This is a genomic window from Streptomyces sp. NPDC056222, from assembly GCF_042264065.1.
Lineage (GTDB): Bacteria > Actinomycetota > Actinomycetes > Streptomycetales > Streptomycetaceae > Streptomyces.
In genome coordinates this window covers 97,405-120,919 of record NZ_JBHJTL010000001.1, presented here as the reverse complement: position 1 = coordinate 120,919, position 23,515 = coordinate 97,405, and the positions used below count along the sequence as shown (strand labels likewise).

Here is a 23,515-nt window from a genome sequence, read left to right as displayed (position 1 = left end):
CGACGGCCTTCCCCCAGGTGTTTCCAGGCGGTGGGTGGACGAAGTCTGTGGACGCGCGGTCCGACACACCCTTGTCACTCGGATGACGCATCCACATCGACGCCTGACGTCGGTGTGACCGCCCCTATGACGTGGCGCTACGGCGCCGTGTCCGGCGGACCGGGCATGCCGTCCGCTCGGTCGGCCGGGTCGATGATCCGGTAACCCACGCCGGGTGTGGTGGCGATGACCAGGGGGTCCCCGAGTTTGCGGCGCAGGCGGCTGATGGTCACGGTGACGGTGTTGGTGAACGGGTCGGCGTGCTCGTCCCAGACTCGTTCGAGGAGGTCCTCCGCGCTGAGGAAGGCGGGGCTCGCGTCCAGGAGGGCTTCGAGTACGGCGAACTCCTTGACGGAGAGGTTGAGCCGGCGACCGTCGCGGCCGGCCGTACGGTGCAACGGGTCGAGTTCGATGCCCGCCGCGCGCAGAGTGCGGGACCGGGCGGAGGGACGGCGACGAGCCAGAGCACGGATGCGCAGGACGAGTTCGGGGAAATGGAAGGGCTTCGCGAGGTAGTCGTCGGCGCCCAGGGTCAGGCCACTGACGCGGTCCCCGGGCGAGGCGGCGGCGGTCAGCATCAGGACCATGACACGGTCGTCCCGCTCGCTGATCATCCGGCAGAGGGTGTCTCCGTGGATGCCCGGCAGGTCGCGGTCGAGCACGACGACGTCGTACGCATTGACGTCCAGCTTGGCTGCGGCTTCGAGCCCGTCGTGGGCCAGGTCCACGGCCATCCCCTGGTCGCGCAGCCCCTCGGCGATCACTTCGGCGAGGGAGCGGGCATCCTCGACCACCAGGACTCTCACCGTGCCACGTCCATTCCTGTGCCGGGGGCGGGCTTTTCTGTGCCGGCGGCGGGCAACCCTGCGCCCGCGGGGTCCGCTCCTGTGCCACGGGCGGGCGCCGTCCTGTCATCGGTGCGAGGGAGCGTCACGGTGACGCGCAGGCCACCGTCGGCGCGGGCATGGAGGTCCAGGGTGCCTCCGTGCGCCTCGGTGATGGCAGCGACGATGGAGAGGCCGAGGCCGCTGCCCCGGCCGGTGCCGGTCCGGTCCGCGCCGAGGCGGCGGAACGGGCGCGCGAGGTCCGCCACCCGCCGCTGATCCAGGACCGGGCCGCTGGACTCGACGACGAGGGCCACCGCGAAGCCCTCGTCCCGTTCGCCGCCGTCGTCCCTTTCGTCGCCGTCGCCCCCCTCGCCGCCCCCGGCTCGTACTTCGACGCCGATCCAGCCCCCTGGGTCGTTGTGCGCTGTCGCATTGTCGATCACGTTGTCGGCCAGGCGGCGCAGCAGCGTCCGGCTGCCCCGCACCCACACGGAGTCGTCGATCCCGTCGTCGCGCACCGTGAGGCCCTTGGCCGCGATGTCCCCGGCTCGTGCGGTCAGGGCGGCCCTCGCGACCTGGCCGAGGGGGAGCGGTCCCGAGTCGGTGAACTCACCGTGCTGGGTGCGCGCCAGGACGAGGAAGCTCTCCAACAGCCGGTCCACCTGGTCGAGTTCGGTACGCATGCGGGCGGCCAGCCTGGCTGTGGTGTCGGGTACGGGGCCCGGTTTGGCGAGGGCCACGTCCACGGAGGCCCGCATCGTGGTGAGTGGGGTGCGCAGTTCGTGGGAGGCGTTGGCGACGAAGAGACGCTGGGCGTCGAACGAGCCCTCCAGGCGGCCGAGCAGGTCGTCGATGGTGTCCGCGAGGTCCTTCACCTCGTCGCGGGGGCCACCGATCGCGAGGCGCTCGTGCAGGCTGTCGGCGGTGATCCGGCGGGTGGCCGCCGTCACCATGCGCAGCGGGCGCAGCACCCGGCCGGCGACGAACCAGCCGAGACCGACCGAGACCACCGTCATGACACCGAACGCGATGGCAGACCCGATCAGGATCTCCTTGGACTGCGTGTCGTGCGCCTGGGCCAGTTCCTGCTCCAGCTGCTCGATGCGGCCCTGGGCCTGTGCCGCCGTGGTGGGCCGGCCCGTGTCCCGGCCCGTGTCTCCGCCGGGCGCGACCTGGCTGGAGCGCGATCCGCCGGACGCCACCAAGGCCGCGATGGCGAGCAGCACTGTCCCGGAGAGCAAAAACAAAGTCACGTACAAGGCGGTGAAGCGCGCGCGGGCGGTGCCACGACGCAGGCCGAGGCTGGCGATTGGGCCCGTGAACCATCGGCGCGGTTCCCACCTCATCCGCATGCTCCCTTCGAGCGGCCCGCACCAGGGATGTCCCGGCCGCGGCCCGGTGACCAGGCTAAGCGGCGGCACCTAACAACGAGATGACAGCGCCCGTTCGGCCCCTGTAACCGATGCCGTCACAGGGTGGGGCCCATGAGAGATGAGACGGCCGCAGTCGGCGGCAGCCATGACACGGAGGCGACCATCGAGGTCACCGGTCTGCGCAAACGGTTCGGATCGCGGCGGGCCCTGGACGGGATGACGTTCACCGTGCGTCCGGGACGGGTGACCGGCTTCGTCGGCCCGAACGGCGCGGGAAAGTCGACCACGATGCGCGTGATCCTGGGCCTGGACGCGGCCGAGGAAGGAACTGCCTTGGTCGGCGGGGTGCCGTATCGGAGTCTGCGGCGCCCGCTGCGGCACGTGGGGGCACTGCTCGATGCCTCCGCGCTGCAGCCCAGCCGCACCGCCCGCAACCACCTGCTGTGGCTGGCCCACTCGCAGGGGGTGCCGGCCCGGCGGGTGGACGAGGTCATCGAGCAGGCCGGCCTGGGCTCGGCGGCCCGGCGGAAGGCGGGCGGCTTCTCCTTGGGCATGCGCCAGCGCCTGGGAATCGCGGCGGCTCTGCTCGGCGACCCGCCGGTGGTCATGCTGGACGAGCCGTTCAACGGCCTGGACCCCGACGGGATCGTGTGGATGCGAGGCTTCCTGGCGACGCTCGCCCGGCAGGGCCGCGCCGTCCTGGTCTCCAGTCACCTGATGGGTGAACTCGAAGGCACCGCGGACCATCTCGTGGTGATCGGACGAGGCCGCGTCGTCGCGGACACCAGCGTGTCCGAACTGCTCGCCGAGGCGTCCGGCGACCGGGTCGTCCTGCGTACCTCCGCCTCCTCGAGCGCCGCCCGGATCCTGCACGACGCGGGTGCCACCGTGCTCGCCACCGGCCCCGATACCCTCGGTGTCACGGGCCTGCCCGACGAGCAGATCGTGGCCCTGCTCGCCCGGAACGGGGTGCCCTTCTCGCAGGTGTCCGCGCACCGTGCGACGCTCGAGGAGGCGTACATGGAGCTCACCCGTGACGCGGTGGAGTACCGGGGCATCTCTGCGGGGGAGGTCACGCGATGACGGCGACCCTCACCCCACGCCCCCCGGCCACGCGGCGTGTTGAGCGGGGCGGGTTCCTCGCGGCGCTGCGTGCCGAGTGGACGAAGTTCCGTACGGTACGTGGCTGGGTCCTCGCCATGGCGGCGGCGCTCCTGGTGACGATCGTGGTCGGCCTGCTCGGCACGGCCGCGCCCGCCCCCAACGGCCGCGGCACCGGCACCGCCTTATACCCGAGGGGTCCCGGCGGCGAGGCCGTCAACGACAACTTCTACCTCGTCCACAGGAACCTGACCGGCGACGGCAGCCTGACCGTCGACCTGCGATCGCTGACCGGAGTGGCCGACACCGGCATCGGACGCGAGCCGGCCGAGGGGGCCCAGCCCTGGGCGAAGGCCGGAATCATCATGAAGGCCGGCCTCACCCGAGGATCCCCGTATGCGGCGGTCATGGCCACCGGCGGCCACGGCGTGCGCATGCAGTACGACTTCACCCATGACACGCCAGGGCCTTCCGGCAAGGTCTCGGAGGACTCCCCACGCCGACTGCGTCTGGTCCGGTCCGGAGACAGCCTCACCGGTTACGTCTCCGCCGACGGCTCGCACTGGACCGAAGTCGACAGCGTGAGGCTGCCCGGGCTTCCGCAGACCGTGCAGGCCGGGTTCTTCGCGGCGTCACCGCAGGCGATGCAGGAGACCGGGGCGGGCGCGGGCTTCAGCCCCGCGGCGGCCACCGGCACTTTCGGTGCCCCGGAGCTGACGGGCAGTTGGTCCGCGGGCGCGTGGAGCGGCACCCAGGTGGGCGGCGACGCCGGCACTTCCGGCAGCTACTCGAACACCATCAAGGGCGGCTTCACCCGGACCGGCGACGGGTTCACCGTGACCGGGGCCGGCGACATCGCGCCGGTCGTCGGCGGGCCGGTCATGGGCGGCGGCTTCTCCGTCGAGAACTTCCTCGTCGGTACGTTCGCCGGACTCATCGTGATGATCGCCGTGGGCACGGTGTTCATCACCGGCGAGTACCGGCACGGTCTGCTGCGTACGACCTTGGCGGCCGTCCCGACAAGGGGCCGGGTGCTCGGTGCCAAGGCTCTGGTGGCAGGCGGCGTCGCGTTCGCCATCGGCCTGGCCGCCGCCGCGATCACCATCCCCATCGGGAAGAGCAGCGCACTCGGCAGAGGTTTCCACGTCTTCCCCGTCCCGGCGGCGACCGAGCTGCGCGTCATGGTCGGCACCGGACTCCTCTGTGCCGCCGCAGCCGTGCTCGCCCTCGGCGTCGGCGCCCTGCTGCGGCGCAGCGCCCCGGCGGTCGCCCTGGTCATCGCGTCGATCGTGCTGCCTTTCCTGCTCGCCACCTCGGGCGTCCTGCCCTCGGACGTCTCGGAGTGGCTGTTGCGGGTGACTCCGGCGGCGGGCTTCGCCGTGCAGCAGACCCTGCCGTACCACGCCCAGGTGCTCAGCGTGTACGAGCCGTCGACCGGCTACTACCCGCTGACGCCGTGGACCGGCTTCGCCGTACTGTGCGGCTACGCCGCGCTCGCGTTCGGCCTGGCCGTGGTGCGGCTGCGCGGGAGGGACGTATGAGTCTCCTCGGCGACACACCACTCGTCAGCAAGGTGGTCGGCGGCGGCAAGGCGACCGGCGGCCGCCGAGGGGACTTCGGCCACGCCCTGCGCGCGGAGTGGACGAAACTGCGCACCGCAGGGGGTACGGGATGGCTGCTCCTGCTCGCCGTCGCACTGACCGTGGCCGTCGGCTCCGGCACCGCCAAGGCCGTGAAGTGCCCGGACCTGGGGTGCGGCCAGGACGCCGTCAGGCTCGCCCTGACCGGCATCACCGCCGGGCAGGCGGTGATCGCCGTCCTCGCGGTACTGGCCGTCAGCGGTGAGTACGGCACCGGGATGATCCGCACCACGCTCACCGCGATGCCGAACAGGTTCACCGTCCTCACCGCCAAGGCGGCCGTCCTCACTGTGGTGGTCCTGGCCTGCGGGACGATCGCCGTCCTGGTCTCCCTGCTCGCCGGCCGCCTCATCCTGCCCGGCAACGGGTTCACCGAGGCGCACGGCTACGCCCCGCTGTCCCTGGCCGACGGCCCGACCCTGCGCGCGGCCGCGGGCTCGGTTCTCTACCTCGGCCTGATCGCCCTGATCGGCCTTGGCGTGGCAACGGCCGTACGGGAGGCGGCGACCGCCATCGGGATCACGCTCGGGCTGCAGTACCTCTTCCCGGTCGTCACCCAAGTGGTCCAGGATCCGGAGTGGCAGCGTCACCTTCAGCAGATCGCACCGATGACCGCCGGACTCGCGATCCAGGCCACCACCGACCTGCCCGGGCTGCCCATCGGCCCCTGGGCCGGCCTGGGTGTGCTCGCCGCGTGGGCCGCGGCCGCGATGCTGGTCGGCGGCCTGCTGCTGCAGAGGCGCGACGCGTAGCCACATCGAGTGCTGGTGGCAACATATTGGGTCGCACGGGGATGCGTCGGGGGCACTGAAGTGGTCCTGTCCGGCTCCGAGATCCAACCGAGCAAGCTCAGGCTGGTCCGCGTGAGCGGCCTGTCCTCGCTCTCGAACCCAGTCCACATCCCTCGGGTACGACGCGGCCTCTCGGGGCTGCCGGGGACAGCGGTCGTGCGCCGCCGGAGACGTGGCTGAACTGCAAGAACAGTGCAGCTGTGGGCAGTTCGGCGAGAGCGTCGCCACGGTCCGAGGTGCAGCCGCATGTCCGGATCTGCAGGGGATTCGTCATGGCGGCCCGACGGACCAGAACTGAGGATGGAGGCCGTACCGGGACCCGCCGACGCAGCGAGGAAGTGAAGTCGTGGAACGCATCCACGACTTCACTTTCCGCTCCTTCGGCGTGCGCCCTGAGAACCCGACGTATGAGGAGACATCAATGCATGCCAAGGCAAGGACCCTCACCGCGGTTGTGGCTGCCATGACTTCGGTTGCCTTGCTGGCAGCCTGCTCGGCCGATGCCGAGGCCAAGGACGGCCAGGAGAAGAAGGAGGTCGGTAGCAAGGCTGCGGCAGCGTCCCCGGCAGTCACGGCGTCGGCGAGCCCGACGGCAAGGAAGGGCTCGTCCGAGTCCCTCTCCTTCCCCTCGTCCTCCCTCACTTGGAAGGAACTTCCGGGTTCGGGCGGCGTGAAGTACGCGAACGTGCGCGGCGATCTCGCGGGGAGCGGCAGCTACGAGGCGTTCGTGTCCTTCCCCGCCGGGAAGGACAATCCGATGCATGTCCACACCCAGGACCTCCCGACCGTCGTCCTGAAGGGCACGTTCTACGCGGACATCGACGGGAAGCGCGTCGAGTACCCGACCGGCTCCTACTACCGCCTCCCTGCGAACAGGGCGCACCTGAGCGGATGCGAGAAGGGAGAGGACTGCCTCCTCTTCCAGTACCAGGAGGACCGGTTCGACCTGGTGCCCGCCAAGGCGGGGCAGTAGGCAAGGGCGTTCAGATGGCCGCCGTGTCCTCGGCCGGCGACGGCCCCGCGCTTCGGGCGGGCTGCTCAGGCTGCGTCGGCGGCACGGTCTGAAGCTGCTGGGCGGCCTCGGCGGCGGTGTAGGCGGACGTGAAGGTGAACGCGCGCGGGGAAGGCCCGTGCGCCCGCAGGTCCGCCAGCCGCTCCAAGGCCTCGCCGACCGTAGGGAGGTGACCGGCGGGGACCCACCAGAGCACCATGTGGGCCTCGACGTGGCGGGCGAACCATTCGCGGCGTCGCCGCATCACTTCCAGGTGCCCGCTGCGGTAGGCGAAGTCCCACAGAGCCTCCTGGGTCTCCCACACCGACATGTTGACGATGACGTCCTCGCCCGCAGGGCGCAGAGCGGTGGCGTCGGCCGCACCCTCCTCGACGAGCCGCCACACGAAGCCGGGCGCGTCGTCGGCGGCGGCATTGACCGGGTCGAGCATCTCGACGAAGGGCGCCACGCGCGGGTCGTCGAGGGGGTAGCGGAGTGTGGCGACGTTGAGCTGGGCGAGGTGGTGGGCGGCATGCGTGGATGCGGTCATGGCCTCATCCCAGCACGCCCTCGTTTTCTATGTCAATCAGCATTGTTTTTAGAAGCCTCGACCACCACGCAGCACTCCCCCGGCCGGGCGTCCATGCGAGCGCGTACGGGTCCGTCCGCGCCGAGCAGCCCCTCCAGCAACGCGAGGTTCATGCCGCAGACGAGCGGCGGGAAGCGTTCGGCGACGGCATGGAAGGGGCAGTTGCGCATACGGACGACGCGTTCGGCCGCGGCGGCCGTCCCCTCAACACCTTCGACGTCCTCGGCGTCCTCGGCCTCCTCGGCATCTCCGACGGCTTCGACAGCTTCCAGGTGCGGCTCGTAGCCGCGGGCGGCCAGCATCTCCATGGCCTCTTCGAGGCCGCCGCAGGGCGCCGCCGAGCCGCGCAGGGCCTCGCCCCGGCGGCGTGCGGCCGCGCAGAGTCCGGCGTCCAGCCCCGCCTGCTCGGCTGCCTCGGCGAGCAGCTCGGCGGCGGTGCGGTAGTCGCGGGCGGGCAACGACACCGACCGCTCCGCCCGCGAACGCGTGTACACCTTGGCGGGACGGCCCGCCCCCGGTCCCGAGCGGCCCGTCAGACGGCGGCTACCGCTCTCCAGCAGCCCGGCCTCGGTCAGCCTGTCCAGATGATGCGCGGCAAGCGTGCGCGCCACCCCGGCCGCCTCGGCGGCCTCATTCCTGCCGACCTCACGGCCCTGCGCCGCCACGTACTCATACAGGCGGCGGCGCACCGGATCCTGCAACACCGCAATCGCTTCGATGTCCTTCACCCGGCCATTCTAGGAACAACGCAGGTTGGAGATAGAAAGGTGGGCCCGTGACTCCCGAGGGTTCCCCCGCAATTGATCACAGACCCGCCTGCCGGCCCGACCGCCTCCCGTTCAGCATGGCGTGAAGGGCGCCGTCACCGTGGAGAGGGCGGTCGCGCAGACCTTCCAGCCTCTCACCAGCTGCGATCCAGCACGTATGTGAACAACGCGTCCAAGTCCCCGGCCGCTTCAGGCGCGAGTGACGCCTCCCGCAGGCCACGGCGGGCGGTGTCCAGGTGTCGGCGCGCCTCGTCACGGGTCGCGGCCCGTCCGCCCGCCTCCTCCACGAGCACAGCGGCACGTGCCACTGCCGTCCCGTGCAGTTGCCCGGGGGATTCCAGCAGCGCCGCCAGCTCGCGGGCGGCCGTTCCGCCTGTGGCCAGCGCGGCGAGGACCGGGTAGGTCTTCTTGCACTGCCGCAGGTCGCTGTGAACGGGCTTGCCAGTCACGGCCGGGTCACCCCAGATGCCGAGCAGGTCGTCCACCGATTGGAAGGCGATGCCCAGATGGCGCCCGGCCTGCTCCAGTACCGACACAGTCCGGGCGGGAGCACCGCCGAGCACCGCCCCGAGCCCGATCGCACTGCCCAGCAAGGCCCCCGTCTTCCGTTCCGCCATCGACCGGTACTGCTCCAACCCCACCGCACCTGATCCGGTCCACGGGCGCTGCTCGAACCGGAGGTCGTCCGCCTGCCCGGACACCAGCGCGCTGAGCGTCGCGCACAAGTGCCGGACCGCGGCCGCTGCCCAGGGGCTCGGCGCCTCGGCCAGAGTCTGCACGGCCAGGGCGTGGAGGGCGTCGCCGGCCAGGACGGCCGGACCGGTCCCGTAGGCCTTCCATACCGCCGGACGCTGCCGCCGCAGCGCGTCGCCGTCCATGATGTCGTCGTGGAGCAAGGAGAAGGTGTGCACCAGTTCCGTGGCCACCGCGCCCGGGACGGCGACGCCCCCGTCCGCGCCCACGGCCTCGGCCCCCAGTACGGCGAGCGCCTGCCGCACTCCTTTGCCCTCGGAGCCGCCCGGATCCGGCGTACCGGCCGCATCGCTCCAGCCCAGCGCGTACGCCGCCATCTCGCCGGTCCAGGGGTGCAGCCGCCCCACCGCCTCCACCAGGGCGGGCCGCACCAGCTCACGACAGCGCGCAAGGACACCGGGCACTGTGCTGTGACGGCCGTCGGACACGGCCGCCACGGCACAGGCCGCCGCGCCGTGCGAGTCGATGAGCGAGGACATCGTCGACGTCACCGGCGCCGTTGACGTCGTTGTCAGGGAGGAACTCACCGCAGTCCCTCCGCATCGGCGGCCCGCAGCGCCTCCAGCCCGGCCGCAGGCAGCACCGGCTCCCGGGCCCCCGGCGCGTCTCCGGCCTCGTCCGGCAGCGGCCCCACGCCCAGCTCGGCCGCCGCCTTCTCCACCATCTCCCGGGCATGCCGCAGCCCGATGCGGTCCAGCGTCGAGCGCAGCTCCGCCAGCTCGGCGGCGCTCCGCGCGGCGTCCCGGCCCAGCCGGGCACGCGCCTTGACCAGCCCCAGCCTCGAAAGCGCGGTCCCCCGCGGCTCCTCCATCTCGCGGAACTCCTCAAGCGCCCGCGTGTAGAGCTCACGGGCCTCCGCGTACCTGCCGGCCCGGTACAGCACGTTGCCACGCATCTTGTGGTTGTAGGCGAGAGCGCTGGACAGCCGCATCTCCAGGCAGGCCTCCTCCGCCTGCGACAGCAGCGACAGGGCGCGCTCCACGTCCCCGTCTCGCGCGGAAACGACATCGGCGACGCCTCGCAGCGCCCATGCCCACCCTCGCCGGTCCTCGGCGCGCGACGCCGTCTCGGCCGCCTCCTCGAACAGCTCCAACGCCTTGTCGTAGTCGCCGGTGTTGCGGTGCATCTGCGCGATGCCCTCCAGCGCCCAGACCGTATGCCGGGCCTCACCGCGCCGACGGGCCTCGGCCAGCAACTGTTCGTGCAGCCTGCCCACAGCCGCGTAATCGCCCTGTATGCGCCCCGTCTCGGCAAGCCCCGCCAGGGAATAGCCGCGCACTACGACGTCACCGCCCCGCTCGCCCATCTCTGCCGCCAGCCGCAGCAGCCGGTACGCCAGCCGGAACGCCCCGCGCTGCCGGGCCAGCGTGCCACCGCTCCACAGCGCCCAGGCCATCGCCCCCTCGTGCCCGGCGGAACGCGCCGCCCGGTAGCTCGCCTTCCACGCCCGGTCGGCCTCCTCGATCCGCCCCAGCCTCCTGCAGGCCTCCGCGACGGCGAGCCCGCAGCGCGCCGCCCCCTGTCGGTCACCGGCCCGTTCCGCGGCCCGCAGCTCGTCGATGCCCCGGGCGAGCACCTCCGCCAGCGGGGCGTTGACCGACATCGACCCGAGAACCCCCTGGTACTCCGGTGCGGACGCCTTCGCCCGTCCCGCCTCGAATACCTGATGTGCCATCAGAACCCTCCTCCAGCCGAACTTGGTGATCAAGACGGCGAGGGGAGGCGGAGGTTCCCTGCGGGCCGGAAAGTCCATCTCCGTACGGGCACAGGGTCATCCCGAAGTGCTACACAGCCCACCGAGGAGTCCGCATGAAGGCGTACGACACCTCCGACGGCACCTGCCTCCGACGACCCCGGGGCGACGCGCTACGGAACCAAAGGCTTGGCCATCTCCCGCGGCACGGCCCTGCAGGAACTCGCCGGCGCGGGCATCAGCCGCACCAGCCGCGCCGGAAGTGTCATCGAGGTCCCCACCTCAGTCGGCGCCATCCACATCGCCCAACGACCTCACCATCCATTCAGCCGGCCGCCCGCCACTAGCCCAAACGGCCGAACAGCCAGGTCACCGACTTCTGGAACCGGGGGTAGCGGCGCTCATCAGCTGTGAAGCGGGAGGAGCAGGCAGTCGACACTCTTCGCCAGAGCGCTATGCCGTAATTGCACAGATACTCTGGGGGGTGTGATCGAGTCCGGACGGCCGCGGCTCCGTCGGCGCTACGGCCGGTGGGGGTTCGTTCGGCTGTCGCCGGTCCTTCTGACCATCGTGATCGCCAGCCTGGCGTACGCCACTCCGCCGGAAATGGCCTTCAGCCGCCTCCTGCCCGCGGCACCAGCCCTGGCCGCCTCCATGTGGCCGGTCCTCCCCACCGTCCTGCTCGGGACGGTCTGCCTCCTTCTGATGATCGGCCTCGGCCTCGTCTTCCCCGACCTGGGAACGTGGTGGACGGCCGCGGGGATCATCGCGGTCACCGTGGCCGCGGCGTACGGAAGCCACGTCCGGCTCCAGCGGGAGCGCACCCTCTTCCAGGTACGGCTCGTCGCAGACGCGGCGCAGCAGGTGGTTCTCAGCCCCATGCCACGCCGCTTCCGAAACGTCGAGATCGAGTCGCTGTACCTCGCGGCCGCGGCGGAGGCCCGCATCGGCGGGGACTTCTACGAGGTGGTCGACACGCCATTCGGGGTGAGGCTGCTCATCGGTGACGTGCGGGGCAAGGGTCTGCCGGCAGTGGGGGCGGCCGCGGCGATCGTCAACGCCTTCCGGGAGGCGGCTTACGACGAGACCGACATGGTCGAGGTCGCACGCAGGCTGGACGCCAGCAGCACCCGATACAACGCCGCCTTTCCCCCCGACGGACCGATGGAGCGCTTCGCCACCGCTCTTCTCGCCGAGATCCCGCACGAGGGAAGACGTATCCACATCCTCAACTGCGGACACCCCCCGCCGCTGCTCCTGAACCGCGGGGGACTCCGCGTTCTCGAGTCCGCCTCGCCCTCGCCGCTGCTCAGCCTCGCGGAGCTGATCGGCGATCACTACAACGTCGACACGTTCGACCTCGCCCCCGGCGACCTGCTGCTCCTGTATACGGACGGGATCGCCGAGGCCCGCGCCCGCGACGGCGAGTTCTTCCCGCTGACAGCTTGGATGCGTGGACAGCCCCCGACACCACCCCGCGAACTGCTCACGGCTCTTCACCGCGACCTCCTCCGCTACAGCAGAGGACGCCTGGACGACGACATCGCCGCCCTCGCCGTACGCCTGGGTGACCCCTGAGAGGTTGTTGTCTTTCCGGGCTTGAGGACTGCGTTCTCGCTGGTCAGGCATAGGGTCGGCGGGCTCGTGGCAGTGGTGAGGTGTCGTGTCGTTGCTTTGGTGGAGGTCGAGGATGCCGTCGGTCGTGGGACTGCTGGAACAGCGTGAGCTCACCGCTCGCCGTCGTGTCGACGATCTACGGGAGGAGGCCGACCGCCTCCAGGCGGAGCTGGCCGTGGCTGAGCGGGAGTGGAACGAGTGGGTCATCGCCCGCTCACGCGTTGGCGAGGTACTGGCCCCGGGCAACGACGCCGTCGTCGGCCCCGCCGCCTCCGAGGGTCTGCCGGCTCCCGGTGTGCAGCCGGCGCGGCCCGAACCGGCGGAGGCGGCGAAGCCGAAAACAGTGGTGCCGGTGTGGCGCGCGGGGCTGGCCTCGTCGGCGCTGTCGGTGGACTACCAGCGCGTCCTGCAGGCCCTCAGCGACCGTGACCGACTCGGTCAAGGAGCTTTGACGTGCCAGGAGATGGCCGCCTGCTTCGGCCTGGACCCCGTACCGGGAAAGGCGGAGGCACTGCGATCGAAGGCCAAGCGGCTGACGGCGCGCGGCTGGCTGATCGAGCCGGCAACTGGCCGATTCACGCTCGCGAAGGATGTGGCCGGGCAACGCGGCGGGTCATGAGCATCGTCATCGACCAGTAGACCTTCGCCTCCGCGCTGGTGATGGAACGCTCGAAGTCGCGCGCGAGACGGCGACTTCGCATCAGGTGGGCGAAGAACCGCTCGACGATCCAACGCTTGGGCAGCACGACGAAGCCGCGCATGTTGTCGCTGCGTTTGACGATGGCGAGGACCAGGGCGAGGGCCGCGAGGCAGTACCCGACGAGGCTGCCGGTGTATCCGCTGTCGGCCCAGACCAGGGCCGGCAGGTGGTGTGCGGCAGTGACCTGGGTGAGCAGGACCTGGGCCGCGGCGCGGTCGCCCACATCCGCTGCGGTGACCATCACCGCGAGCAGCAGGCCAAGGGTGTCGACCACGACGTGCCGCTTGCGCCCGTTGATCAGCTTGCCGCCGTCGAAGCCGCGGCTGTCAGAGCCGACGACCGCGTCCGCTTTGACCGACTGCGAGTCGATCACGCCCGCGCCCGGCTCCGAGTCCCGCCCGGCCCGCTCGCGGACCAGGCGGCGGAGCCGGTCGTGGAACTCGCGGACCAGATCGTGGTTGCGCCAGCGCCGGAAGACCGCGTAGACCCGGTCCCACGGTGGGAAGTCGGCAGGCATGGCCCGCCACTTCGTGCCGTTGTCGACCAGGTAGCGGATCGCGTCCAGCATCGCGCGGTGGCAATAAGCCTCCGGTTGCCCGCCCCGGCCCCGCAGCCGGCCCGGCACCGGCAGCAGTGGCCGGACCACCGCCCACTCGGCGTCCGACATGTCGGTGGGATACCGACGCTCGCGCGCCCCGTGGTCTCTGGCGTTCCCGAACCTGTGAGCCAGACAGTCACATGCGAGAGTGGCTGAAGTGGACCCCACTCCCGCGTTGCCGTAGAAATGCGACAACAGGGCCTCCTGGACGGCACGTTGGATTCGACACCCTTCGAGCTACCAAGAGGCCCTGCTTGCACGGCAGCCGCCGGAGTCACCCGATCGACTGACTTCTCGACGAGATCGGGACGACGGCAGTCGCGTCGCTTCTCGTGATCGCTGGGACGGACGAATTCGCACTGCCATCCAGGTAGACGGTCGGCTTGGTGACGCCCCGAGGCCGCCTCGCGGGTTTGCGCCCGGTGCCGCGACTGACGAACCTGGCGAAGAGTCGCGTCCTACCGGCTCGAGGCGCGGCCAACCGCCCCCGCTACGTCCTACTTCTCCTCCGGCTCCCAGGCGCGAAGCAGGTCGAGCAGCCCTGCGTCTCCGTCAACGTGCAAGGAGTCGGCCTGGATCCGGTCGTACAGGTAGAGGACCAGCTCACTGGCCGTGCCGTGGACGGAGGCGCCGGCTGCGTCCGAGTCTTCGCCGGTCGCGGCGGTGGGCGCGGGGATGCGGGTGATGCGTGCGCCGTTGCCGTCGACGGTGAGGCGCCAGGAGCGGCCCTCGGCGGCGTGGAAGTCGAAGGCCGTGGGCTTGTGCGGCCAGGCACTCGGCGTTGCGCAGACGGTGAACAGGAACTCCTCCACACCGTCGAGTGCCAGCGCGACCGGCAGCGGCTGCGGGGCGCCCCCGGCGAGCTGGGCGTCGTAGGTGTGCACCGCGGTCTCCTGGACCCGGTGCCGGGCGGTGCCGCCGGCGGTCTGCGGTGACTGCGACGCGGGCCACCACGTCCAGCAACCGCTCTCCGGTCCCGCCGCGCGCAGGGCGCCCAGGAGAAGCTGCGTCGACGCGTCCAGCCAGGCCAGCAGGGCCTCACGCTCCTGCGGCACCTCCAGCGCGGCGCGCGCGGCGACGGCCTCGGCCGGGGGAGCGTCGGCAGACCCCGCGCCGACGATGGCGGCCCAGAAACGGTCTCCCCCACCCAGGTGCTTCACCAGATCGAACAGCGTCCACCCGGGGCAGGTCGGCACCTGCGCGTCGAGACCGGGCGCGGCGGCGACCACGGCGCGGAAGGCGGTCGACCGTTCATCGATCAGTCGCAACAGGTCAGGGAACTCAAGATTCTTTTCCACGCCAGGTGTCTATCACCGTGCTCCGGTGATCGGACAGCGGTTTTCACAGTCGCCGCCGGTTGGCCACTGCAGACGTCCTCGCCTCCCACCGCTCGGGTGACGAGCTGCGCACTGCTGCGAGGACGCTGGTGGTGGCGGTACGCCAGGCGTCGTGCCTGTGGGTGCTCTGGCCTCGCCGTGCGGCCGGGCACCTCGGCGACGTGACATCCACCCGGTGCGCCCGGTCATGCTGCCGCTCGATGTGATGGACGCGGAGGTCACGATGGCGGGGGAGGACCGGTCGGGTCGGGAGTTCAGGTGACTCCCGTTCGACCAGTACTCCTCAAGTTCGGAACAACAACAGCCACTGGGGGCCGGAGCCCCCGGCGAGCGGCGGGAATCCGGACCCTGTCTGGAGGACCGCAGCCGAACTCAGACGTCGACTCGCACGGCCCAAGGGCCCAGCGGTCATATGGGCTTCAGACCTCAGCACCTGGTCGAGCAGGGACCGTACTGATCGAGCGCGGTGGCACACGGCGCTGTGCCGCTGAGGGGGTGGAGCGTCCGCCTTCGTAGACGGCCGGGGTGCGGAGATCGGTCGAGCGGCGGCCCGGACGGCGGACGGCCTCGTGGCGCTTGGTCGCAGTCGCCGCTGCCCGTAGATCCCTGCCTTCTCCCGGCCCCGACTCCGCTGTGTTCCTTCCCGCGGCGTGGGCCGGTGCGCGCCCGCGGAGCTTCCGACAACGTCAAATTTGGGTATTTGGCGACCTTCCCGCGCAGAAACGATCACAATGTGAAGGAACTGTGCCATAGCCCGGGGCGACCGATCGCGCTGCGGGCAGTCCCTGCAACCGAGTTGATCTGGAGTAGGCGTGACGCCTCCACACCTTCCTGCCGCGCAGCCGGACCCGACCGACCCCGCGCCCGGCGCAGGCAGCGCCTTCGACGCGGTTCCTGCCCTGGACGGGGAGCTGCGCTTCGACCAGGCCGCCATCGACGCAGCGTCCACCGACTTCGGCCACATGGTCAGCCGACCGCCCGCCGCGGTCCTCAGCCCCGGCTCTGCCCAGGACGTCGCCACGATGGTCCGCTACTGCCGGGAGCGTGGGCTGAAGGTCGCTGGACGGGGCCAGGGGCACTCCACCAACGGACAGGCCCAGGTGCCCTCCGGTCTCGTCATCGACCTCGGCTCGCTGGACTCCATCGAGATCCGCGACAACACCGCCATAGTCCAGAGCGGGGCGCGGTGGAGCACTCTGGTCCAGGCTTCCCTGCCCATGGGCCTCACCCCGCCGGCCTTCACCGACTATCTCGAGCTCTCCGTGGGCGGCACGCTGTCGGCCGGCGGCCTGGGCGGGCAGGTCGGTCGCTACGGCACGCAGGTCGACAACGTGCTCGAACTTCAGGTCGTCACCGGTGAGGGCGAGCTCACGACCTGCTCCCCCACCGAGCGCCCGGACCTCTTCCGAGCCGTCCTCGGCGGCCTGGGACAGTGCGGGATCATCACCCGCGCCACCCTCTCCTTGGTCCCCGCACCCCGCTCCGTACGGCACTACGTCATGTTCTTCGGGAGCGTCGCCGCCCTCACGGCGCAGCAGGCCAAGCTGATCGAGGACAGACGGTTCGACTCCCTCGTCGGCCAGGCCCTGCCCACGCCCGACGGCTGGACGTACATGATCGAGGCCGCCGCGTACGACGGTGTGTCCGCCGACGACGCCCGGCTCACGGGCGACCTGGAGTACACCTCGATCGAGGCCCAGGACGTGCCGTACTTCGACTTCCTGAACCGGATCGCCCCGGTGCTGGAAGCCTTCGAGTCCATGGGCGAGTGGAAGCGGCCGCACCCCTGGTACGACAGCCTGCTCCCCGCGTCCACCGTCAACGACGTCGTCACGGAGACACTCTCCGGTCTCAAGGCCGGCGCGCTCGGCGACAGCGCGGTCGTCCTGCTGTACCCCGTACTTACCGCGCAGTGCAGGACCCCGCTCCCGGTCATGCCGGACGAGGAACTCGCCTACCTCTTCTCCCTCCTCAAGACCGCCTCCCCCGGGGCGGATTCCGCCGAGGAGATGGTCGCCGCGAACCGTAGGCAGTACGACATCACCGTCGCCGCGGGCGGCTGCTGGTACCCGATCGGTTCGGTACCGCTGACCAGAGACGACTGGGTGCACCACTTCGGCCCCTTCTGGGCCGAGTTCGAGGCGGCACGGCACCGATACGACCCCGATGGTGTCCTCACGCCGGGTCAGCGGATCTTCTGACGTAGGCGCAGCGGAGTCCGGTCGGAGCGTCCGCGTCTGCGGTTCAGCCGGATGCGTCCCGCACGAGTGACAGGCGGCATGTCGGACATTCTCCTCGCGGCGCGACTGCCTGAGGTGATCGGCATGCCCCCCTCAATCCAACAGTGATGGCTACCAGGTCGTGTCGGAGTGCGCGCGGGACCGTCTCGGTGCGCCCCACCCCGGTCCGAGCTGTGCCCGGTTCCTCGCGTCCAGCGTCAAGGCCACGGCGGAGTGGAAGCAGGAGCACGCGTTCCGATCTTTTGAACGCACCTTCGGCACCAAACCGCCAAGGAACGAGTCGCACACCGCCAGCGCGCGCGTCGAAGCGACCGGATGACGGAAGGGGGCCCCGGGGTCGTACCCCCGAGCCCCCTTCCATGCCGCACCGGCCGGCAGGGGGCGGCGCCGAGCCCAGGAGGGCCTGTGCACACTGCCGTCTGACATCCTGCAGGGCATGACCTACTGGGACCCGCTGCCGACCGTCCGCGCCCTGGTGGGCGAGCCCCATCCACTGTGGCAGGGCGACCTGGTGAGGCACGACTGGTCCCAACCTGCGCCCGAAGGCTGGGAGATGCGGGACTGGCGGAACATTCCCGGCCCCTTCTACACGGCCAACACCGACAACTGCTTCACCGGACGGTTGTGCGCACCCCACCATGTGGCGTACGAGGACGGGTTCTGCGCCGAGTTCGTCTACCGTCAACCGGTCGGGGCATCCGAGGTCCACCAGCTGACCTGCGCAGCGGAATGCGACCCGTTCGCGGCGTACGGCGGGGACGGCGACTGCCACTGGACCCCGGATCTGGTCCGGGACTGGTGGCGCGAGCGCGGCAGGGTCCGGGAGTGGGCCTTGCGCATGGGGTGGGGTGAGTGGGCGACGTGCGAGCGCGAGGAATTGCGGGACGCCGCGGCCGGCGCCCGGGCGTACCTCACCCACCTGACCCAAGGGCTCGAGGAGTACCTGCGCGACTACACGTTCTGGCTGGCCGAGGGCCGCCCTGCGGCCCCGGGTGAGCCGCTGCCGAAGCTCGGCTCGTAGGGCACAACACAGCGTTCGTGTTGGCGACAGCAGGCCGCCGCCCGAGCGCGCATCGACGGCGGATGATCGTCGGTGACCTGGTAACTGTGGAGGGCTCGCGGGACGGAGGGGCGTCGTGACGCAGTCGAATCCCGGCGGTGCGGAGCCAGGTCCCGCGCCCGCCCCGCACGAGCCGCGTGCTGCGGTGCCGGTCCCCGCCCGACCAGGGGATGCCGTGGTTGCGGACGTCGCTCCAGGGGCCGGTGTCGCGGCGGCCCGGGCGGCGATGGTGGGCCGTCTGGAAGAGGCCGGTGAGCTGACCGCCGGCCCGGTGCGCGACGCCCTGCTCGCGCTGCCGCGCGAGGTCTTGATGCCGCAGGCGTATGTACGGCGCAGCGCCCCCGACGAGCCGCCGTACTGGGACCTGTTGGACTGGTCGCGGCCGGGCGACCGGGACGAGTTGATGCGGCTGCTCCACAGCGGGGACAGCGTGTCGGTCCAGCACGCGGGCGAGAACATCCTGGGCCGTCTCCCGGGGCCCAGGTCGGGGGGCTCGATGACGGCGATGTCGAGCACGATGGGCATGACGGCGGGGCTACTGCAGCGCCTGGATCTGCGCCGCGGGCAGCGGGTGTTGGACGTCGGCACGGGTGCCGGCGTGACCGCCGCCGTGGCCTGCTTCGTCTGCGGCCACGACGGGGTTGTCACCATCGACATCGACGGGTACGTCAGCGAGGCCTCGCGAGCACGTCTCTCGACGCTCGGGTACCGGCCCACAGTGGTGACCGGAGACGGCCTCGACGGCCGGCCCACGGAGGGTCCGTACGACCGGATCTTCGTGTCCTTCGCCGTCCCCCGAGTCCCGTCGGCATTCGTGGCGCAGCTGGCGCCGGGCGGACGGGCACTGATGACGTTGGGCACTTCGTCGCCGTCCTGGCCGGGCCTGGCCGTCGTCACAAGAACCGGGGAGGGTGTGTTGGGAGCGGAGCTGGTCGCGGTGGAGTTCGGACACCGCGGTGGCGCCGGTTTCGACCGGCTGTTCCTTTCCGCCGACTTCCGTCGCAGGATCGACAATTCCGAGGGTGGCCGGACCCGGCGCAGCCGAATGGAGCCCCCGACGGACACCGATCGCGGCATGTGGCTGGCCCTGGATCACCTCCACCCTGGGCTCGTACGCCACTTCGGTACGGACGACCTGACGATCGGCGCACCCCGGTGCGGGTCGTGGATCCGGGCACGCCGCGTCGGGCACCGCCGTTGGGAGGTCACCAGCGCCGGGCCGCGCGACATCTGGGCGGAGATCCACGACATCGCCGACCGCTGGCGCGCGGCCGGCTCACCGGACACGTACAGGCTGGAGTTCGACTCGGATGGAGACCAGTGGGTGGCAAGCCGCTGCGGGACTCTGGCCTGGCCGCTGGGCAACCCCTCTCGCACCCATGGAGATGAACTGTGACCACCGTTCCCGACGAAGCACCCGCCGGACCCTCCTCCCCAGGAAGGGGATCCGGCGTGAGCGGCACCTGGTTGCCTCCCGAGGAGTACGCGGCGACGCTGCCGAAGGCCACACTCTTCGGAAGAGTCTTCTTCACCGACGAGCAGGATCGCCCGGTGCACCTGCACGCGGTCTACAGCACGGAGCATCCATGGCAGTGGCCGGGCGGGACCGCCGAGGCCGGCGAGCGTCCGTGGGAGACCGCCGTGCGGGAGACCCGGGAGGAAACCGGGCTCCTGGTGACCGGGCCGCCAAGGCTGCTCGCGGCCGTCTTCGGCCTGCCCGGGGCGGGTTGGCCGCTCGCGACCGCGGGTTACGTGTTCGACGGCGGGCGGCTCACCGACCGGCAGATCGCGGGCATCACCCTGGCCCCCGAGGAACACGACCAGGTCCGCGTGCTCCCGCTGGAGGACTGGGCGCCTCTCATGCCGACGCGGGACTTCGCCCGGCTCACCGCGGTCATGGAGGCCCGCCGGTCGGGGGTGGCGGCCTACATCGGCACATGGGACTGGGAGGACGATCCGAGCACCCCGGCTCCCGACAGGAGGAGCACAGCGGGTTGAAGGCGACACCCACCGCTCAGGCTGGAGCGCGCACCACGCCTCGGGTCGAGGGTCCGGCCAGGCAACTGGCCCTTTTCTCATCCTGATCGCCAGGCGATTTCGATGGCGCGGACGCCGACGCCAGAGTTCAATGCATTCTTCATGTCCGGCCGCACGTTTTCCACATCCGCCGGTCGGCCACTCGATCACCAACAAGGGCCGTGCTAACCTCAAATTCCACCCGCAATTGGAGGTCGCTCAGCCATGGCGTTAGACAGTGAAGGCGCTTATTCCCCCGGCGATTTACGTGACAGCGGCAATTACGGGAAACGCTTTTCCAAAGTCTACGACTCGATCTTCCCGCCGCTCGAACCAGCCGAAATCGAGTGGCTCGCACATCAGCTCCGCGGCCGCACATCCCCCTCCGTCGCGGAATTCGGAGTCGGCACGGGACGCGTCCTCATCCCACTCGCGGAGCGGCTCCGCGATGAGGGCGTGGACGCTTCACTGGTCGGGATCGACGCCTCGCAGGAAATGCTGTCGATTCTGGCTGAGCGCGAGTTCCCGACGATCACGCCGCGGCTCGGAAACATGCAGCACTACCGGGACGGACAGCAGTACGACCTGGTCCTCTGCGTATGCGGCAGCCTGGCGATTCTCACGGATCCGGCGGCCCAACTGGATGCGATGCGGACATTTTCCGAGCATCTCGCACCTGGCGGGTTGTTGATCACCGAGACGCACAACCTCCCATGGGTTCAAAAGCTTGAGGAGAACGGCGGGAGCATGTTCATGCCCTACCCTGGCGTCAGGCGCGGCATGGTCATCTTCTCAGAGCTTGAGGGTGAGCACTGGAATTGCAAGCAGGTCTGGATCGATGACGAAGATGTACGCATCCTCCCCGAGCGTGCGTTGCTCATCAGCGAGGAACGACTTCTTGAGCTTGCTGATGCAGCAGGTCTGCGACGGATTGCCAGCCTCGGCGGGTTGACCGGTGCCCCTTACGGGGAGTCGACTCCGACCGTGGTCTCTGTTTTCGAGAAGTCGACCTGACATTTGCCTCAGAGGACCGTCCGTGACTCATGAGGCGTTTCCTCCATGGCCTGATGATGTGGATGTGGCCGGCAAGCACCCCGCCCTAATCGCCCGTCCCTCCGGTCCGGACCGGAGGGACGGGCGTTTCGGTGTGTCAGTCCCTGCGGTACTGGGCCGGCGAGTTCTTCGTCGCCGGGTCCTCGTAGGAGCCCGCCTGCCCGCGGTCGACGTGGAACGTGGTCAGCGTGGATACGGGGGACGCCGGGTCACGTCGGTCGTCGATCACCCGCATGTGGGCGCTGAAGCGCTCCGGGGTGACCTCGTAGACGTCGTAGCCGTAGCGGTTGCCCTCGAAGTACTTCAGGTGCGGGTTGCCCGCGCCCATGACCGGTCCGTTCGTGGCGTTCCAGCTCGCCGAGTAGGCGCCCGAGGTCACCGAGTGCGCCGTGAACTCCGTACCGATGACCGGGGACGAGACGTCGTCGAAGTCCGGCCGGATGTCGTCGACGAACGCCGAGTGCCAGTCGCCCGTGATGACGACGAGGTCCTCCATGCCGGCGCTGTGCACATGGCCGAGGACCTCCTTGCGCTCGGTACGGAAGCCGTCCCACTGGTCGGTGAACATGTACGAGCCGCCGGGACGGCTCCGCAGCTGGCTGAGCATGATCGAGTTCGCCCAGACGTGCCAGGTGTCCGGAGCCTGGTCGATGTTCCGCTTCAGCCACCCCTTCTGCCCGGCACCGAGGATCGTTCCGTCGGAGAGGTTCTGCGCCGAGCGGTACGAGCGGAGGTCGAGGACGGTCAGCTCCAGCAGGTCACCCCAGCGGCGGACCCGGTGGATCTCGGGGTCCGGCAGCGCGGTGGCGGTTCCGGCGCCGCCGTCGCGGTGCGGCATGTTCTCGTACCAGGCCTGGTACGCGGCCGCCCGCCGCTGCATGAACGGCGCGCCCCCACCTGTCCCGGAGTAGTCGTTGACGACCTCGTGGTCGTCCCACGTCAGGAACCAGGGGTGGGCGGCGTGCGCCTCGCGCAGGGAGGCGTCGCCCTTGTAGAGCGCGTGGCGGCGGCGGTAGTCGGCGACCGTGAAGATCCCGGGGCCCTCGTGGTCGCGGACGTGGTCGGCGGGGACTCCGCCCACCTGCCCGTGCTCGTAGATGTAGTCGCCGAGGTGGACGACGAAGTCGACGTTCTCGCGCGCGATGCCCCGGTGGGCGGCGTAGAAGCCGTCATGGAACGCCTGGCAGTTGGCGGCGGCGAAGCGGACGGAGGAGACGTTGCCGACGGGCGCGGTCTTCGTGCGGCCGATCCGGCTCTGCTTGCCCAGCGCCTTGAAGGCGTACCAGTAGCGGGTGTTCGGGGCCAGCCCGGAGACCGGGACGTGCACGCTGTGGCCGAGCGTCGCCGAGGCGGGCGCGGTGCCGCGTGCGACGACGCGCCGCAGGTGGGGGTCGGCGGCGACGACCCAGTCGACCTCGACGATCTCGGGCAGCTTCTGCTCGGCGGCGAGCGGCTCGGGGGCGAGCCGGGTCCAGAGCAGGACGCTGTTCGGCTGCGGGTCGCCGGAGGCGACGCCCAGGGTGAACGGCGCCGGGTCGTAGTCGGCTCCGAGCGCCTGGGCGGCCTCCAGGGCCTGTGCGGGCGACAGACCGGCAGCCAGCGGCCAGGCGAGGTTCAGGGCACCCGCGGCCCCGGCGGCCTTGAGCAGATCTCGGCGGTTGAGCCTGGTCACTGGGGTCCCTCCGTGGTGTGCAGCGTGAGCGATATGGCGTCGGCGTAACCGTCGTTGGACGTCCCGCCACCGCTGCGGGTGAAGACGAGCAGTACGCGCGCGGTGCGCGCGCCGGGCGGCACCGTGGCGGTCGCGGTGCGCTCCAGGAGGGCGGTACGGGACAGCCGCTCGGCAGCCGTCACGGGGCCGAGCACGGACAGGGCGACCGGGGTGCCGTCGGCGTCCCGGAACTCCACCGACAGCCGGGCGCCGTCCTCCTGTGTCGCGTATCCGCCCAACCAGCCCAAGAGCGTGTAACGGACCTTCCCTGCGTCGACGGACCGGCGGCCGGTGGCGCCGCGCGTCGGCAGCGTGATGTCCTGGACGAGTGCGGTCCGCGGGCTGTTGCCGCCGGAGAAGAACCGGCTGCCGCGGGTGGCGGGCCCGGGGTCGGCAGCCCCGGGGTAGCCGTTGCCCAGGCTGTACGCGATGAGCGCGGGCGCTCCTTCCCGCACTTCCCAGCCGGTCACGCCGGTGACCGGCTCGGCGGACCCGCCGGGCCCGCTCTCCGCGTCGCCGTTGACTACGAGATTCACTCGAGCCTCCTCGATCAAGCGCTGTTCAAATGGCGCGTGTATCGCAGCAGTCGGGAGTGAACTCGCGACGACGAGTCGGAGAA

Annotated in this window: 21 protein-coding genes; 11 read left to right on the top strand and 10 right to left on the bottom strand. The window is 70.7% G+C overall.

Going from position 1 to position 23,515, the window contains the following annotated elements:
• Positions 1–137: 137 nt before the first annotated feature.
• Positions 138–845 carry a response regulator transcription factor gene (locus ACFC0D_RS00605; RefSeq protein ID WP_376430107.1) on the bottom strand — a complete coding sequence of 236 codons (708 nt, stop codon included), beginning with the start codon at positions 843–845 and terminating at the stop codon, positions 138–140.
• Positions 842–2,119, bottom strand: a complete 1,278-nt coding sequence (locus ACFC0D_RS00600) for an ATP-binding protein (protein ID WP_376430105.1) — start codon at positions 2,117–2,119, stop codon at positions 842–844. The genes ACFC0D_RS00605 and ACFC0D_RS00600 overlap by 4 nt, the downstream gene beginning before the upstream one ends.
• A gap of 231 nt (positions 2,120–2,350) precedes the next feature.
• On the opposite strand from ACFC0D_RS00600, the gene ACFC0D_RS00595 reads away from it, so the two are divergent.
• The 4 genes from ACFC0D_RS00595 (at position 2,351) to ACFC0D_RS00580 (ending at position 6,744) form a co-directional block, all read left to right on the top strand.
• Positions 2,351–3,322: an ABC transporter ATP-binding protein gene (locus ACFC0D_RS00595; protein WP_376430103.1), complete on the top strand. Its 972-nt coding sequence runs from the start codon at positions 2,351–2,353 to the stop codon at positions 3,320–3,322.
• Positions 3,319–4,881 (top strand): ABC transporter permease subunit, encoded by a 1,563-nt coding sequence (locus tag ACFC0D_RS00590; protein WP_376430101.1) that lies wholly within the window; start codon positions 3,319–3,321, stop codon positions 4,879–4,881. Before ACFC0D_RS00595 ends, ACFC0D_RS00590 begins: the two co-directional genes overlap by 4 nt.
• On the top strand, positions 4,878–5,732 hold the full coding sequence (locus ACFC0D_RS00585) for an ABC transporter permease subunit (RefSeq protein WP_376430099.1): 855 nt from the start codon (positions 4,878–4,880) through the stop codon (positions 5,730–5,732). Before ACFC0D_RS00590 ends, ACFC0D_RS00585 begins: the two co-directional genes overlap by 4 nt.
• Positions 5,733–6,234: 502 nt before the next feature.
• A complete protein-coding gene (locus ACFC0D_RS00580) occupies positions 6,235–6,744 on the top strand; it encodes a cupin domain-containing protein (protein WP_376430097.1) in 510 nt (169 codons plus the stop codon).
• A 10-nt stretch (positions 6,745–6,754) separates the two neighbouring features.
• On the opposite strand, the gene ACFC0D_RS00575 is transcribed toward ACFC0D_RS00580, so the two are convergent.
• From ACFC0D_RS00575 to ACFC0D_RS00560, 4 genes are all read right to left on the bottom strand, one after another.
• Complete coding sequence (locus ACFC0D_RS00575) at positions 6,755–7,312, bottom strand: DUF3291 domain-containing protein (protein ID WP_376430095.1); 558 nt, start codon at positions 7,310–7,312, stop codon at positions 6,755–6,757.
• 32 nt (positions 7,313–7,344) lie between these two features.
• Positions 7,345–8,079, bottom strand: a complete 735-nt coding sequence (locus ACFC0D_RS00570) for a helix-turn-helix transcriptional regulator (protein WP_376430093.1) — start codon at positions 8,077–8,079, stop codon at positions 7,345–7,347.
• A 173-nt stretch (positions 8,080–8,252) separates the two neighbouring features.
• Entirely contained in the window at positions 8,253–9,350 is a 1,098-nt protein-coding gene (locus ACFC0D_RS00565; RefSeq protein WP_376430349.1) for a polyprenyl synthetase family protein, read from the bottom strand.
• A 44-nt stretch (positions 9,351–9,394) separates the two neighbouring features.
• The gene (locus ACFC0D_RS00560; RefSeq protein WP_376430092.1) at positions 9,395–10,546 is read right to left on the bottom strand and encodes a tetratricopeptide repeat protein; all 1,152 of its coding nucleotides are present in this window, start codon (positions 10,544–10,546) and stop codon (positions 9,395–9,397) included.
• A 504-nt stretch (positions 10,547–11,050) separates the two neighbouring features.
• On the opposite strand from ACFC0D_RS00560, the gene ACFC0D_RS00555 reads away from it, so the two are divergent.
• Together ACFC0D_RS00555 and ACFC0D_RS00550 are read left to right on the top strand one after the other, a co-directional pair.
• Positions 11,051–12,142: a PP2C family protein-serine/threonine phosphatase gene (locus tag ACFC0D_RS00555; protein ID WP_376430090.1), complete on the top strand. Its 1,092-nt coding sequence runs from the start codon at positions 11,051–11,053 to the stop codon at positions 12,140–12,142.
• A 112-nt stretch (positions 12,143–12,254) separates the two neighbouring features.
• Positions 12,255–12,800, top strand: a complete 546-nt coding sequence (locus ACFC0D_RS00550) for a hypothetical protein (protein ID WP_376430088.1) — start codon at positions 12,255–12,257, stop codon at positions 12,798–12,800.
• On the opposite strand, the gene ACFC0D_RS00545 is transcribed toward ACFC0D_RS00550, so the two are convergent.
• Both ACFC0D_RS00545 and ACFC0D_RS00540 read right to left on the bottom strand, forming a co-directional pair.
• Complete coding sequence (locus tag ACFC0D_RS00545; RefSeq protein WP_376430086.1) at positions 12,757–13,548, bottom strand: IS5 family transposase; 792 nt, start codon at positions 13,546–13,548, stop codon at positions 12,757–12,759. The genes ACFC0D_RS00550 and ACFC0D_RS00545 overlap by 44 nt on opposite strands.
• A gap of 428 nt (positions 13,549–13,976) precedes the next feature.
• Positions 13,977–14,777: a maleylpyruvate isomerase family mycothiol-dependent enzyme gene (locus ACFC0D_RS00540; RefSeq protein WP_376430084.1), complete on the bottom strand. Its 801-nt coding sequence runs from the start codon at positions 14,775–14,777 to the stop codon at positions 13,977–13,979.
• A gap of 851 nt (positions 14,778–15,628) precedes the next feature.
• On the opposite strand from ACFC0D_RS00540, the gene ACFC0D_RS00535 reads away from it, so the two are divergent.
• The 5 genes from ACFC0D_RS00535 (at position 15,629) to ACFC0D_RS00515 (ending at position 21,146) form a co-directional block, all read left to right on the top strand.
• Positions 15,629–17,017, top strand: a complete 1,389-nt coding sequence (locus ACFC0D_RS00535; RefSeq protein WP_376430082.1) for an FAD-binding protein — start codon at positions 15,629–15,631, stop codon at positions 17,015–17,017.
• A 475-nt stretch (positions 17,018–17,492) separates the two neighbouring features.
• Positions 17,493–18,077 carry a ferredoxin gene (locus ACFC0D_RS00530; RefSeq protein WP_376430080.1) on the top strand — a complete coding sequence of 195 codons (585 nt, stop codon included), beginning with the start codon at positions 17,493–17,495 and terminating at the stop codon, positions 18,075–18,077.
• 214 nt (positions 18,078–18,291) lie between these two features.
• On the top strand, positions 18,292–19,512 hold the full coding sequence (locus tag ACFC0D_RS00525; RefSeq protein ID WP_376430078.1) for a protein-L-isoaspartate O-methyltransferase: 1,221 nt from the start codon (positions 18,292–18,294) through the stop codon (positions 19,510–19,512).
• Between the two features lie 56 nt (positions 19,513–19,568).
• Positions 19,569–20,114, top strand: coding sequence for an NUDIX domain-containing protein (locus ACFC0D_RS00520; protein ID WP_376430076.1), 546 nt, complete (start codon positions 19,569–19,571; stop codon positions 20,112–20,114).
• A gap of 243 nt (positions 20,115–20,357) precedes the next feature.
• Entirely contained in the window at positions 20,358–21,146 is a 789-nt protein-coding gene (locus ACFC0D_RS00515) for a class I SAM-dependent methyltransferase (protein WP_376430074.1), read from the top strand.
• Positions 21,147–21,282: 136 nt separating this feature from the next.
• Here the strand turns inward: ACFC0D_RS00515 and ACFC0D_RS00510 are convergent, their stop codons facing one another.
• On the bottom strand, positions 21,283–22,857 hold the full coding sequence (locus ACFC0D_RS00510) for an alkaline phosphatase D family protein (RefSeq protein WP_376430072.1): 1,575 nt from the start codon (positions 22,855–22,857) through the stop codon (positions 21,283–21,285).
• Entirely contained in the window at positions 22,854–23,432 is a 579-nt protein-coding gene (locus ACFC0D_RS00505) for a phosphoesterase (RefSeq protein ID WP_376430070.1), read from the bottom strand. The genes ACFC0D_RS00510 and ACFC0D_RS00505 overlap by 4 nt, the downstream gene beginning before the upstream one ends.
• Positions 23,433–23,515: the final 83 nt, after the last annotated feature.

What these genes read in the sequence shown, in the direction of transcription:
- ACFC0D_RS00530 (WP_376430080.1), top strand. Translation starts at nt 17,493, where the DNA reads ATGACCTACTGGGACCCGCTGCCGACCGTCCGCGCCCTGGTGGGCGAG.
- ACFC0D_RS00590 (WP_376430101.1), top strand. Translation starts at nt 3,319, where the DNA reads ATGACGGCGACCCTCACCCCACGCCCCCCGGCCACGCGGCGTGTTGAG.
- ACFC0D_RS00515 (WP_376430074.1), top strand. Translation starts at nt 20,358, where the DNA reads ATGGCGTTAGACAGTGAAGGCGCTTATTCCCCCGGCGATTTACGTGAC.
- ACFC0D_RS00595 (WP_376430103.1), top strand. Translation starts at nt 2,351, where the DNA reads ATGAGAGATGAGACGGCCGCAGTCGGCGGCAGCCATGACACGGAGGCG.
- ACFC0D_RS00580 (WP_376430097.1), top strand. Translation starts at nt 6,235, where the DNA reads ATGACTTCGGTTGCCTTGCTGGCAGCCTGCTCGGCCGATGCCGAGGCC.
- ACFC0D_RS00550 (WP_376430088.1), top strand. Translation starts at nt 12,255, where the DNA reads ATGCCGTCGGTCGTGGGACTGCTGGAACAGCGTGAGCTCACCGCTCGC.
- ACFC0D_RS00575 (WP_376430095.1), bottom strand. Translation starts at nt 7,312, where the DNA reads ATGACCGCATCCACGCATGCCGCCCACCACCTCGCCCAGCTCAACGTC.
- ACFC0D_RS00585 (WP_376430099.1), top strand. Translation starts at nt 4,878, where the DNA reads ATGAGTCTCCTCGGCGACACACCACTCGTCAGCAAGGTGGTCGGCGGC.
- ACFC0D_RS00560 (WP_376430092.1), bottom strand. Translation starts at nt 10,546, where the DNA reads ATGGCACATCAGGTATTCGAGGCGGGACGGGCGAAGGCGTCCGCACCG.
- ACFC0D_RS00565 (WP_376430349.1), bottom strand. Translation starts at nt 9,350, where the DNA reads ATGTCCTCGCTCATCGACTCGCACGGCGCGGCGGCCTGTGCCGTGGCG.
- ACFC0D_RS00545 (WP_376430086.1), bottom strand. Translation starts at nt 13,548, where the DNA reads ATGTCGGACGCCGAGTGGGCGGTGGTCCGGCCACTGCTGCCGGTGCCG.